The 11,965-nt window shown below is 74.0% G+C and carries 10 protein-coding genes; 4 read left to right on the plus strand and 6 right to left on the minus strand.

The window, feature by feature from the left end:
* Positions 1 to 128 precede the first annotated feature (128 nt).
* The 3 genes from ABTZ17_RS12855 to ABTZ17_RS12865 all read left to right on the plus strand — a co-directional run bounded on the left by ABTZ17_RS12855 (position 129) and on the right by ABTZ17_RS12865 (position 3,605).
* On the plus strand, positions 129 to 1,733 hold the full coding sequence (locus ABTZ17_RS12855; protein ID WP_352195603.1) for an AMP-binding protein: 1,605 nt from the start codon (positions 129 to 131) through the stop codon (positions 1,731 to 1,733).
* Between the two features lie 4 nt (positions 1,734 to 1,737).
* Complete coding sequence (locus ABTZ17_RS12860; protein WP_352195604.1) at positions 1,738 to 2,547, plus strand: PaaX family transcriptional regulator; 810 nt, start codon at positions 1,738 to 1,740, stop codon at positions 2,545 to 2,547.
* Positions 2,548 to 2,765: 218 nt separating this feature from the next.
* The gene (locus tag ABTZ17_RS12865) at positions 2,766 to 3,605 is read left to right on the plus strand and encodes a GNAT family N-acetyltransferase (protein WP_352195605.1); all 840 of its coding nucleotides are present in this window, start codon (positions 2,766 to 2,768) and stop codon (positions 3,603 to 3,605) included.
* A gap of 84 nt (positions 3,606 to 3,689) precedes the next feature.
* Here the strand turns inward: ABTZ17_RS12865 and ABTZ17_RS12870 are convergent, their stop codons facing one another.
* Entirely contained in the window at positions 3,690 to 6,092 is a 2,403-nt protein-coding gene (locus tag ABTZ17_RS12870) for an oxidoreductase (protein WP_502994656.1), read from the minus strand.
* Positions 6,077 to 6,904, minus strand: coding sequence for an enoyl-CoA hydratase family protein (locus ABTZ17_RS12875; protein ID WP_352195606.1), 828 nt, complete (start codon positions 6,902 to 6,904; stop codon positions 6,077 to 6,079). Before ABTZ17_RS12875 ends, ABTZ17_RS12870 begins: the two co-directional genes overlap by 16 nt.
* Positions 6,905 to 7,457: 553 nt before the next feature.
* Between ABTZ17_RS12875 and ABTZ17_RS12880 the strand changes: the two genes are divergently transcribed.
* Entirely contained in the window at positions 7,458 to 7,901 is a 444-nt protein-coding gene (locus ABTZ17_RS12880; protein WP_352195607.1) for an ATP-binding protein, read from the plus strand.
* An 83-nt stretch (positions 7,902 to 7,984) separates the two neighbouring features.
* On the opposite strand, the gene argF is transcribed toward ABTZ17_RS12880, so the two are convergent.
* From argF to mmuM, 4 genes are all read right to left on the minus strand, one after another.
* Positions 7,985 to 9,016 (minus strand): ornithine carbamoyltransferase, encoded by a 1,032-nt coding sequence (gene argF, locus ABTZ17_RS12885; protein WP_352195608.1) that lies wholly within the window; start codon positions 9,014 to 9,016, stop codon positions 7,985 to 7,987.
* A 157-nt stretch (positions 9,017 to 9,173) separates the two neighbouring features.
* Positions 9,174 to 10,403, minus strand: coding sequence for an arginine deiminase (locus tag ABTZ17_RS12890; RefSeq protein ID WP_352195609.1), 1,230 nt, complete (start codon positions 10,401 to 10,403; stop codon positions 9,174 to 9,176).
* A 58-nt stretch (positions 10,404 to 10,461) separates the two neighbouring features.
* Positions 10,462 to 10,971 (minus strand): hypothetical protein, encoded by a 510-nt coding sequence (locus ABTZ17_RS12895; RefSeq protein WP_352195610.1) that lies wholly within the window; start codon positions 10,969 to 10,971, stop codon positions 10,462 to 10,464.
* A gap of 359 nt (positions 10,972 to 11,330) precedes the next feature.
* The coding region (mmuM, locus tag ABTZ17_RS12900; RefSeq protein ID WP_352195611.1) for a homocysteine S-methyltransferase at positions 11,331 to 11,965 on the minus strand (635 nt) is incomplete at its 5' end.

An 11,965-nucleotide genomic window follows, 5' to 3' on the forward strand; every position in this document is an offset into this window, starting at 1 on the left:
TTTCCGTGTCCCCAGGAGGAGTTCTATCGCGTCCGGTTGACTCCCGTCACCATGACGATACGCTCCTTCCACGACCGCACGGCCGGCTCCACCCTTCATCCGGACCGTCGCAAGGGGGCGTACCCGCCTTGGACCTGCAGCCTTCCGCTCACGCCGACACCTTCGCCCGGGACCATCTGCCGCCGCCCGAGGAATGGCCCGAGCTGATCTTCGAACTCCCCGGGCTGGTCTACCCGCAGCGGTTGAACTGCGGCGCCGAGCTGTTGGACGCGACGGTGGAGCGGTTCGGGGCGGACCGTCCGGCGTTCCGGACCGGTGACGGGGAGGTGTGGACCTACGGGGAGCTGTGGGGCCGGGTGGACCGGATCGCCCACGTGCTCACCTTCGACCTCGGGGTGGCGCCCGGCAACCGGGTGCTGCTGCGGGGGCCGACCGGTCCGTGGCTGGCGGCCTGCTGGCTGGCGGTGATGAAGGCGGGCGGGGTCGCGGTCACGGTGTTGGCGCAGCAGCGGGCCCGGGAACTGGCGACCGTGTGTGACATGGCACGTGTGACGCATGCGCTGTGCCATTACACGGTGACGGGTGATCTCGCGGAGGCGGAGGTGCCCGGCCTGCGGGTGACCCCGTACGGCGGGGACTCCCCGGAGGACCTGCTGACCCTGGCGGCCAGGAAACCGGACCGGTACCGGGCGGTGGACACCGCGGCCGACGACGTGGCGCTGATCGCCTTCACCTCGGGCACCACGGGCCGCCCCAAGGGGTGCATGCACTTCCACCGCGACCTGCTGGCCGTGGCGGACACCTTCTCCTCTCAGGTGCTGCGGCCGGAGCCGGACGACGTGTTCGCGGGGAGTCCCCCGCTCGGATTCACCTTCGGACTGGGCGGCCTGGTGGTGTTCCCGATGCGGGCGGGCGCTTCGGCGCTGCTCCTGGAGCAGGCCGGGCCGCGGCAGCTGCTGCCCGCGCTGGCCGAGCACCGGGTGTCCGTGCTGTTCACCGCCCCGACCGCGTACCGGGCGATGCTGGACGAGCTCGACGGTCACGATCTGAGCGGGTTGCGCCGCTGCGTGTCGGCCGGCGAGAACCTGCCCGCGTCCACCTGGGAGGAGTGGTACCGGCGGACCGGGCTGCGGATCATCAACGGCATCGGCGCCACCGAGCTGCTGCACATCTTCATCTCCGCGGCCGACGAGGAGATCCGTCCCGGCACCACGGGCCGCCCGGTGCCGGGCTGGCAGGCCCGGGTGGTGGACGGGGCGGGCGAGCCGGTGGCGGACGGTGAACCCGGCCTGCTGGCGGTCCGCGGCCCCGTCGGGTGCCGGTACCTGGCCGATCCCCGCCAGCGGGAGTACGTGCGCGGCGGGTGGAACGTCACCGGTGACACCTACGTCCGGGACCCGGACGGCTACTTCCGGTACGTGGCCCGCGCCGACGACATGATCATCTCCTCGGGGTACAACATCGCCGGGCCGGAGGTGGAGGAGGCCCTGTTGCGCCATCCGGGGGTGTCGGAGGTCGCCGTGGTGGGCCGGGCCGACGAGCGGCGCGGCCAGGTGGTGGTCGCGTACACGGTGCTGCGGGCGGGGGCCGCCGTCAGCGAGGAGGAGCTGCGGATGTTCATGAAGGCGGAGCTGGCCCCGCACAAGTGCCCGCGGTCCTTCGTGTTCCTGCCCGCGCTGCCGCGGACGGCCACGGGGAAGCTGCAGCGGTTCCGGCTGCGGGATCTAGAGTGATCAAGTGGCCGAGCAGCACACTCCGCGATCCCTGATCGTCACCTTCTACGGCGCCTACGGGCGGCCGGAGCAGGGCCCCGTCCCCGTGGCGGCCCTGGTCCGGCTGCTCGGCGCGGCCGGGGTGGACCCGCCGTCGGTGCGTTCCTCGGTGTCCCGGCTGAAACGGCGGGGGTTCCTGGTGCCCGCGCGGACGGCCTCGGGAGCCGCCGGCTACGCCCTGTCGGAGGAGGCCCGGGAGCTCCTCGCGGACGGCGACCGGCGGATCTACCGGTCCGCGGGGGCGACGGAGGAGGACGGTTCCTGGCTGCTGGCGGTGTTCTCGGTGCCGGAGCAGGAGCGCAACAAGCGGCACCTGCTGCGGTCGCGGCTGGCCCGGCTGGGCTTCGGGACCGCGGCGCCGGGGGTGTGGATCGCCCCGGGACGGCTGTACGAGGAGACCCGGCACACCCTGGACCGCTTGCAGCTCGGCGGGTACACGGACCTCTTCCGCGGGGAGCACCTCGGTTTCGCCCCGACCGCGGAGGCGGTGTCCAGGTGGTGGGACCTGGCGGCGATCGCGAAGCAGCACGAGGAGTTCCTGGACCGGCACGGTCCGGTGCTGCGGGAGTGGTCGAACGGGCCGGACCTCGGGCCGGAGCGGGCCTACCGGGACTACCTGTCGGCCCTGGACTCGTGGCGGCGGTTGCCGTACGCGGATCCGGGGCTGCCCGCGGCCCTGCTGCCCGCCGACTGGCCCGGGGAGCGGGCGGCGGCGGTGTTCGCCGGGCTGCACGAGCGGCTGCGGGACGCGGGCGCGGAGTTCGTCCGCGGGTGACCCCACTCGCGCCCGCGTCGGTGCCCGCGACCGCGCGGGCGTGCGTGCGCGGGCGTGCGCGCTCGGGGTCGGGGTCGGGGTCGCGCGGTACGGGGCACCGGGGCGGCTCCGGACGGCGGGGCAGAGTCGGCGGGCGGGGACGGTGAGCAGGGGCGGTGGCAGGGGGCGCGCCGGGGTGATCGCTGTCCGTGGGGCCCGTCGGCCGGTCATGATGACCCATGGCTTGGACTTTCTCTGAGGACGTGGAGCAGTACCAGGACGCCGCCGGGGCCTTCGTGGCCGGGCGGCCGGTGTCGCACACCCTGCTGTTGACGGTCGCGGACGCCGTGCTGAGGCGCGGACCGCTGGCCTTCGGCGACGCGCGGCCGGTGTTCGGCTGGTGGCGGGGCCCGGACGGGGCGGTGGCGGGGGCGCTGTTGCGGACCCCGCCGTATCCGCTGGTGCTGGGGGTGTTGCCGGAGGCGGCGGTGGCGGAGCTGGCCGAGGTGTTCGCGGCAGAGCCGTCACTGGCGTCGGTGGTGGAGGTGAGCGGCCGCCGGGAGGAGGTGCTGGCGTTGGCCGCGGCACGGGGCGGGCCCTCGCGGGTGGTGCGGGAGTTGCGGCTGCACCGGTTGGGGGAGTTGGTGCCCCCGGTGCCGTTCCCGGCGGGGCGGGCCCGGCCGGCGGGTTCGGCGGATCTGCCGCTGGTGCGGGAGTGGTTCGCGGCGTTCGACGCGGAGACGGAGCAGCCGGCGCCGGCGCGGGAGGCGGCGGTCCGGGACCGGTTGGGGTACGGGGGGCTGGTGCTGTGGGAGGACGCCGGGCTGCCGGTGTCGATGGCCGGGTTCACGCGCCCGGTGGGCGGGGTGGCGCGGGTGGGACCGGTGTACACGCCGCCGGAGCGGCGGGGGCGCGGGTTCGCGGCGGCGGTGGCGGCCTCGGCGAGCGAGGCGGCCTGGTCGGTGGGGGCGCGGGAGGTGGTGCTGTTCACCGGTCCGGGGGATCCGGTGGGGGGCGGGGTGTACCGGCGGATCGGCTACGAGCCGGTGGAGGACCGGGTGGTGGTGGCGCCGGGCTGACCCCGCGGCGACCGGCCCCGTCCCGCACGGGTCCGCCCCCGCACCGCACCCACCGTGCGGGGGCGGGGCAGGGGCGGGGCCGGGTCAGAGGGCGAGGCGGGGCCGGGGGGCGTCGGTGCGGCCGGTGGGGGGCGTGCGGGAGCCGGCGCGGTACTGCGGGGGCCAGGGGGCGGGCAGTCCGGCGTAGTCCTGTTCGGCGGCGGCGTGCAGGGTCCAGTGCGGGTCGTAGAGGTGGGGGCGGCCGAGGGCGCACAGGTCGGCGCGGCCCGCGAGGAGCAGGGAGTTGACGTCGTCCCAGGAGGAGATGGCGCCGACGGCGATGACCGGGATCCCCACGGAGTTGCGGATGCGGTCGGCGTACGGGGTCTGGTAGGAGCGGCCGTACTCGGGGCGTTCGTCGGCGACGACCTGTCCGGTGGAGACGTCGAGGGCGGCGGCTCCGTGATGGGCGAAGGCGCGGGCGATGGCGACGGCCTCGTCGGTGTCGTTGCCGCCGTCGGCCCAGTCGGTGGCGGAGATCCGTACGGTGACGGGCCGGTCGGCGGGCCAGACCTCGCGGACGGCGTCGAAGACTTCGAGGGGGAAGCGAAGGCGGTTCTCCAGGCTGCCGCCGTAGGCGTCGGTGCGGCGGTTGGTGAGGGGGGACAGGAAGGAGGACAGCAGGTAGCCGTGGGCGCAGTGGAGTTCGAGGAGGTCGAACCCGCAGGCGGCGGCACGGCGGGCGGCTTCCGTGAACTGTGCGCGCAGGGCCGGGAGTTCGGCGGTGGTGAGGGGGTGGGGGACCTGGTTGAGGCCGTGCCGGTAAGGCAGGGCGGAGGGGGCGGTGAGGGGCCAGTTGTCCTCGGGGAGGGGTTGGTCGATGCCCTCCCACATGCGGCGGGTGGAGCCCTTGCGGCCGGAGTGGCCGAGTTGCACGCCGATGGCGGTGCCGGGGGCTCCGGTGTGGACGAAGTCGACGACGCGGGTCCAGGCGGCGGCCTGTTCCTCGGTGTAGAGGCCGGTGCAGCCGGGGGTGATGCGGCCTTCGGGGCTGACGCAGACCATTTCGGTCATGACGAGTCCGGCGCCGCCGAGGGCGCGGGCGCCGAGGTGGACGAGGTGGAAGTCGCCGGGGACCCCGTCGGTGGCGGAGTACATGTCCATCGGGGAGACGACGACGCGGTTGCGGAGGGTGAGTCCGCCGAGCCGGTAGGGGGTGAACATCGGCGGGGTGCCCTCGGGGCAGCCGAAGTCGCGTTCGACGAGACCGGTGAAGCGCGGGTCGCGCAGGCGTAGGTTGCCGTGGGTGACGCGGCGGCTGCGGGTGAGGAGGTTGAAGGCGAACTGGCGCGGCGGCTGGTCGACGTAGCCGGCGATGTCCTCGAACCAGCGGAGGCTGGCGGCGGCGGCGCGCTGGGTGGATTCGACGACGGGGCGGCGTTCGGTCTCGTAGGCGGTGAGGGCCGCGGGCAGGGTGTCGTGTTCCTGGACGCAGGCGGCGAGGGCGAGGGCGTCCTCGACGGCGAGTTTGGTGCCGGAGCCGATGGAGAAGTGCGCGGTGTGGGCGGCGTCGCCGAGGAGGACGATGTTGCCGTGGGACCAGTGCGCGTTGACGACGGTCCGGAAGGCGGTCCAGGAGGAGTTGTTGCCGCGCAGGGGACGGCCGCGGAGGGCTTCGCTGAAGATCTTGGCGCAGCGCTGGGCGGATTCCTCCTCGTCGCAGAGGTCGAGTCCGGCGGCCCGCCAGACCTCTTCCCGCATTTCGACGATGACGGTGGAGGCCCCCGTGTTCGGGCCGCTCGCGCCGCTCGGGCCGTTCGGTCCTGTCGCTCCGGTCGGGTCCGTCGCTCCGGTCGGGCCGGGCCCGCCGTCTCGAGGTTCTGCGCCGTCTCGGCCGTCGCGCGGGGCCTCGTAGGGGTAGCCGTGCAGCTGCATGATGCCGTGCTCGGTTTCGGCGATCTCGAAGCGGAAGGCGTCGAGGGCGAAGTCGGCGGAGAGCCAGATGTAGCGGCAGCGGTGGGTGGTGAGCCGGGGGCGGAAGGCCGCGGTGTGGGCGCCGCGGGTGGCGCTGTGGACGCCGTCGGCGGCGATGACCAGGTCGTGGGTGGCGGCGAGTTGCGCGGCGGGGGGTGCGGGGGTGCGGAAACGGAGGCGGACGCCGAGGTCGGTGCAGCGGTCGTGGAGGATCTCCAGGAGGCGCCGGCGGCCGAGGGCGGCGAAGCCGTGGCCGCCGGAGGTGAGGACCCGGCCGCGGTGGACCACGTCGATGTCGTCCCAGCGGACGAACTCGGCGCGGAGGGCACGGTGGACTTCCGGGTCGGCGGATTCGATGCCGCCGAGGGTCTCGTCGGAGAGGACCACTCCGAACCCGAAGGTGTCCTCGGGGGCGTTGCGCTCCCAGACGGTGACCTCGCGCGCGGGGTCGAGCCGTTTGAGCAGGGCGGCCGCGTACAGTCCGCCGGGGCCGCCGCCGATGACCGCGATCCGCATGGTCAGCGTCCCTTCCATTCGGGCGGGCGTTTGGCGGTGAAGGCGGCGTGGAACTCGGCGTAGTCCTCGCCGTTCATGAGCAGGGCCTGGGTGTTGGCGTCGAGTTCGACGGAGGCGGCGAGCGGCATGTCGAGTTCGGCGGTGAGCAGGGCCTTGGTCTGGGCCTGGGCGAGGGCGGGTCCGGAGGCGAGGCGGGCGGCGAGTTCGGCGGCGCGGGCGTCGGCCTTGCCCTCGTCGACGAGTTCGCTGATGAGGCCGATGCGTTCGGCTTCGGCGGCGCGGACGGTGTCGCCGAGCATCAGGAGGCGGGTGGCGTGGCCGAGCCCGACGACGCGGGGCAGCAGGTAGGCGGCGCCCATGTCGCCGCCGGAGAGGCCGACCCGGGTGAAGAGGAACGCGAAGCGGGCGGTGGGGTCGGCGATCCTGAAGTCGGCGGCGAGGGCGAGGACGGCGCCCGCTCCGGCGGCGACCCCGTGGACGGCTGCGATGACGGGGAAGGGGCACTCGCGGAGGGCGCGGACCACCTGCCCGGTCATCCGGTTGAAATCGAGGAGCCTGGCGGTGTCCATGGCGAGGGTGGCGCCGATGATCTCGTCCACGTCTCCGCCGGAGCAGAAGCCGCGGCCCTCGCCGCCGAGGACGAGGGCGCGGACGGACCGTTCCCGGGACAGTTCGGCGAGGAGGTCGCGCAGGTCGGCGTAGGCGCCGAAGGTGAGCGCGTTGAGCTTCTCGGGGCGGTCCAGGGTGACGGTGGCCACCCCGTCCTGCCGGGTGAGGCGGAGGTGTTCCCACCGCTGGGTGGACGCTGCGGAACCGGTGAAGGGGCTCACCTCACGAACGTATCACTCCTGCGTGACTGTCGTCACGAGAACGCGACACACCGGTGGCGCTCGGGGCCGTCGCCGGCCGGGCGCGGGGCCGGGACCTCGACCCACCGGGGGGCGCGGCCGGCCGGGCGGGAAAGCGGTGGGTACGGACGGGTAGCGGCGCATGCGGGGCCGGGACGGTACGGGCGGGTGAAGGCGCGTGCGGGGCCGGGACGGTAGGGATCCGCGCGGCCGGGCACACGCGGGGAAGGGCCGGTGCGGGCGCGGTGGGCCGGGCGCGGGCGTCCGGGTGGACCGTCCGGACGCCGGATCCGGTGCGCGGCGTTCCCCCGGCCCGGCGGAGAGCGGAGCGGTCCGGTCGGGGCCGGAGGTCCCGGGCGCGGGCGCCCTCGGTCATGCGGTCCACACCGGGGTGCCCTACTGAGCGGGTCGTTCCACTTCGTATCGTTGAAAGCGGGAGTTCTCCGGACGGGGGCTCCCCGACCACGGGTCCCTCCCGCCCCGGACCGCACTCCCCGGGAGGACCCCCGCAGCGCACGGAAAGGAAGATCCCGCCTTGCCCGGTCCCACAGCCCCCCTGCCCCTGCCCCTGCCCTCTTGGCGGATCGCCCTCCCCCACAGCACGGCCGCCGTGCCCCTCGCGCGGGCCATGGTGCGGACGGCGCTCGCCGAGCTGGAGGCTCCCGCCGACAGCGACACCGCCGAGCTGCTGACCGCGGAGCTCGTGGCGAACGCCGTGGAGCACACTCCCGGCGGGTCCCCGATCGAGCTGGTGGTGGAACTCCTCGCGGACGGCTGCCAGGTGGAGGTCCACGACGAGGAGCCGCTGCCGCCGGGCGGCCTCGGGCCCGGCCCGGGCCCGACCTGCCCGGATCCGTGGCAGGAGCACGGCCGGGGGCTGCTGTTGATCCGCACGCTGAGTTCGGCGTGCGGGCACCGGCGCACCGATCACGGCAAGGCCGTCTGGTTCACCCTGCCCGCCCGGCCCCGCCCGGCCTGACCCCGACGGGACTGGGCCGGCTCCGGCAGGCCGACCGCCGTGGGCCGCACCGCTTCTTCGGGCCGACCCGCCGGGCCGCGAGCTCAGGCCGCCGTCCCGCCCGAGGCCCCGGCCCCGCCCGCGAGGGTCGCGACGAGGACCGCCTTGATGGTGTGGAGCCGGTTCTCGGCCTCGTCGAAGACCACGGAGTGCGCGGACTCGAAGACCTCGTCCGTCACCTCCAGCGAGTCCAGGCCGTGGCGGTCGTGGATCTCCCGGGCGACCTTGGTGCCGAGGTCGTGGAAGGCCGGCAGGCAGTGCAGGAACCGCACGTCGGGGTTGCCGGTGGCGCGCAGCACGTCCATGGTCACGGCGTACGGGACGAGGGCCTTGATCCGGTCGTCCCACACCTCCTTGGCCTCCCCCATCGACACCCACACGTCGGTGGCGACGAAATCGGCTCCGGCGACCCCTTCGGTGACGTCCTCGGTGAGGGTGACGCGGGCCCCGCTGGTGCGGGCGAGTTCCCGGGCGTGGGCGACGACCCGTTCGGCGGGCCAGTAGGCGCGGGGCGCCACGATCCGTACGTCCATGCCGAGCAGGGCGCCGGTGACGAGGTAGGAGTTGCCCATGTTGAAGCGGGCGTCGCCCAGGTAGGCGAAGGTGGTCCGGTCCAGGGGTTTGGTGCAGTGCTCGGTCATGGTGAGCACGTCGGCGAGCATCTGGGTGGGGTGCCAGTCGTCGGTGAGCCCGTTGTAGACGGGCACGCCCGCGTGCGCGGAGAGCTGCTCGACGGCGTCCTGGCTGTCCCCGCGGTACTGGATGGCGTCGAACATGCGGCCCAGCACGCGCGCGGTGTCCTTCACGGACTCCTTGTGGCCGATCTGGGAGCCGGAGGGGTCGAGGTAGGTGGTGTGGGCGCCCTGGTCGGCGGCGGCCACCTCGAAGGCGCAGCGGGTGCGGGTGGAGGTCTTCTCGAAGATGAGGGCGATGTTCTTCCCCTGGAGCCGCCGGACCTCGACACCCGCCCGCTTGGCGGCCTTCAGCTCGGCGGCCAGCCCGATCAGGGCACGGAACTCGTCCGCGGTGAAGTCGAGCTCCTTGAGAAAGCTGCGGCCAGCCAGGTCGGTCGCCATGGGGGCGCTCCTCGGTCACGGGTGGAAGGGGACCGCAGGGGACTGCGGAACCGCAGGGGACTACTGCGGGACAATGGAACTCTATACGAAGCCCTGCATTGCTATACAGCCCCCCTCGCGCGGTCTCCTTCGGACGACCTCCCGCGGGCCGCCGCCCTCAGCCCACCGCGTCCCGCTCCACGGGGCAACTCATGCACCGCGGGCCACCCCGCCCCCGGCCCAGCTCACTGCCCGGGATCTCGATCACCTCGATGCCCTGTTTCCGCAGGTGCGTGTTGGTGGTGACGTTCCGCTCGTAGGCCACGACCACCCCGGGCTCCACCGCGAGCACGTTGCAGCCGTCGTCCCACTGCTCACGCTCCGCCGAGTGGACGTCCTGGGTGGCGGTGAGCACCCGCACGGAATCCAGGCCGAGCGCCGCGGCGATCGCCCGGTGCATGTGATCCGGCGGATGGTCCGTGACCTTCAGATCGGCCTCGCCCGCCCCGGGCTCGATGGTGTACGAGCGCAGCATCCCCAGCCCCGCGTACTGAGTGAACGTATCTCCGTCCACCATGGTCATCACGGTGTCCAGATGCATGAAGGCCCGGCTCTTCGGCATGTCCAGGGCCACGATGCAGCGCGCCGACCCGGCCGCGAACAGGCCGCGGGCCAGCATCTCCACCGCCTGGGGGGTGGTGCGCTCGCTCATCCCGATCAGGACGGCGCCGTTGCCGATGACGAGGACGTCCCCGCCCTCGATCGTCGACGGGTAGTCGGCCTGGCCCTGCGACCAGTAGTGGAACGCCCCGGACGCCGTGAACAGCGGATGGTGCCGGTAGATCGCCTCGAAGTGCACGGTCTCGCGCTGCCGTGCCGGCCAGCGCATCGCGTTGATCGACACCCCGTCGTAGATCCAGGCGGAGGTGTCGCGGGTGAACAGGTGGTTGGGCAGCGGGCCGAGAAGGAACCCGTCCAGGTCCAGGGCGTGGAAGCGGACCGACACCGGCTCGGGGAACCGCTCCAGGTACTCCCGTTTCGTCATGCCGCCGACCAGCGTCTCGACGAGGTCCCCGGCGGACATCCCCTCGAAGGAACCCCGCAGGTGGTCGGTGGCCAGCGGCCCGTACTCCTTCTCGTCGAAGACCCGGTCCAGCACCAGGTGCCGGGCCTCGGGCACCTCCAGGGCCTCGCGCAGCAGGTCACCGAAGAGGTGCACCTCCACCCCGCGGTCCCGCAGCACGTCCGCGAACCCGTCGTGTTCCTGCCGCGCCCGCCGCACCCACAGCACGTCGTCGAAGAGGAGCGCGTCCTTGTTGGTGGGGGTGAGCCGCTTCAGCTCCAGGTCGGGCCGGTGGAGGATGACGCGGCGCAGCCGCCCGGTCTCGGAATCGACATGGAATCCCATGCGTACACGGTCGCAGACCGGGCGGCCATTTTGGCTCCGGACGGTGAACGCCGGTCCGTCAGCTCAGGCCGAGGGCCGCCGCCGGGTCGCCCTGCAGCACGGGGGTGACCACACCCAGCTTCGGCGTCACCAGTTTCGGCAGCCCGTAGTTGGAGCCGTCGGGCATGGCCAGCGGGGCCCCCACGACGGCGCCCGGGCCCTTGGCGACCAGCGGCGAGGCGGGCGAGGTCAGCTCGGCCTCGTCCGGGTTCCCGGTACCGAGGACCCCCGGCAGCTCCGACTGCAGGTCCGTCGGGGCCAGTTCCCCGACGAGCGGGATCACCGGCAGGATCGGGTTGGGCAGCAGCTCGCCCTCGTGGTGGCGCGGCGCCTCCAGCCCGCTGGGCGTCAGCAGCGGCACCCCGGTGGAGAGCTTCGGCGCCGGCAGACCCACCGAAGGCTCCAGCGCGGCCTCCAGGGGAACACCGACCGGCACATGGCCCCCGTCCGCCACGGCCGGAGCCGCCGCCACCGCGGTGGCCATACAGGTCATGAGCGCCGCAATGCTCCCGCGTGCGGTCATCTTCATTCTGTTTTCCGTCCTTCCAGGGATCGCGGACAGTCCGCGCCCCTTCAAGAACGAGCCCGCACCCCGATTCCCCGGAAAGTTCCCCCATTTGCCCTAACGGCCCAGGGCCACCCGTGGTCAACCACCCCGGGCCCCTCCCCCTCCCTCCCCCCTCCCCTCCTCCTCCCCCGCCCTGGCCCTCCCGCCCCTCGCTCCCCGGCCCCGCCCGCGGCGCGGCCCCGCTCGCCGGCGCTCCCCGCCCTCCTCGCCTCGCCCGCGCGGCCCCTTGTACCGGGCCGCGCTCACGCCCGCCGGCCCCGCCCCTTCCCGGCCTTCCTCGCCCTTCCTCGCCCGGTCCGTTCAGCCGCCCGCCGGTCCGTTCAGCTGCCGTCCGGGCGCAGGGCCCTGGCGAGGGCGGCGATCTGTGGGGGGCCCACCCGGCAGCAGCCGCCGATGAGGCGTGCGCCGGCGCTCTGCCACTGCCGTGCCTGCAAGTCCAGCGGGGTCCGTGGCGGGTGCCAGGTCCGCGTCTCCTCCTCCCATTCCGATCCGTCGTTCGGGTAGGCGACCACCGGCTTGCCGTGGGCCGCGGCCGATTCGACGGCCGGGCCCACGTCCGCCGGGTGGCAGCAATTCACTCCCACCGCCACCACGGCGGGCGAGGCCGCGGCCAGGGCGAGGGCCTCGTCCAGGGGCTGGCCGGCTCGGGTCCGGCCGCCCTCCACGGTGTAGGAGAGCCAGGCGGTGACCGGCTCCTCCCGGTCCTCCAGGGCCCGCAGCAGTGCTTCCGCCTCGGTGGTGTCGGGGACCGTTTCCAGGGCCAGCAGGCGGGCGCCCGCCGCCGCCACGGCATCGATCCGGGGTCGGTGGAACCGTTCCAGCTCCGCCACGCCGAGCCCGTAGCGCCCCCGGTACTCCGAGCCGTCCGCGAGGACGGCCCCGTAGGGGCCCACCGAGGCCGCCACCCATACGGGCCGGTCGACGGCGGCCGCCGCGCCGGGGGGGCCCCGCATTC

Origin of the sequence: Streptomyces sp. NPDC097619, assembly GCF_040302735.1 — a bacterium.
Taxonomy (GTDB): Bacteria; Actinomycetota; Actinomycetes; order Streptomycetales; family Streptomycetaceae; genus Streptomyces.

Excerpts from the sequence above, each read along its gene's own strand:
- ABTZ17_RS12870 (WP_502994656.1), bottom strand. The coding sequence starts at position 6,092 with ATGGAAGGGACGCTGACCATGCGGATCGCGGTCATCGGCGGCGGCCCC.
- argF (WP_352195608.1), bottom strand. The coding sequence starts at position 9,016 with ATGGCGACCGACCTGGCTGGCCGCAGCTTTCTCAAGGAGCTCGACTTC.
- ABTZ17_RS12895 (WP_352195610.1), bottom strand. The coding sequence starts at position 10,971 with ATGAAGATGACCGCACGCGGGAGCATTGCGGCGCTCATGACCTGTATG.
- ABTZ17_RS12890 (WP_352195609.1), bottom strand. The coding sequence starts at position 10,403 with ATGGGATTCCATGTCGATTCCGAGACCGGGCGGCTGCGCCGCGTCATC.
- ABTZ17_RS12865 (WP_352195605.1), top strand. The coding sequence starts at position 2,766 with ATGGCTTGGACTTTCTCTGAGGACGTGGAGCAGTACCAGGACGCCGCC.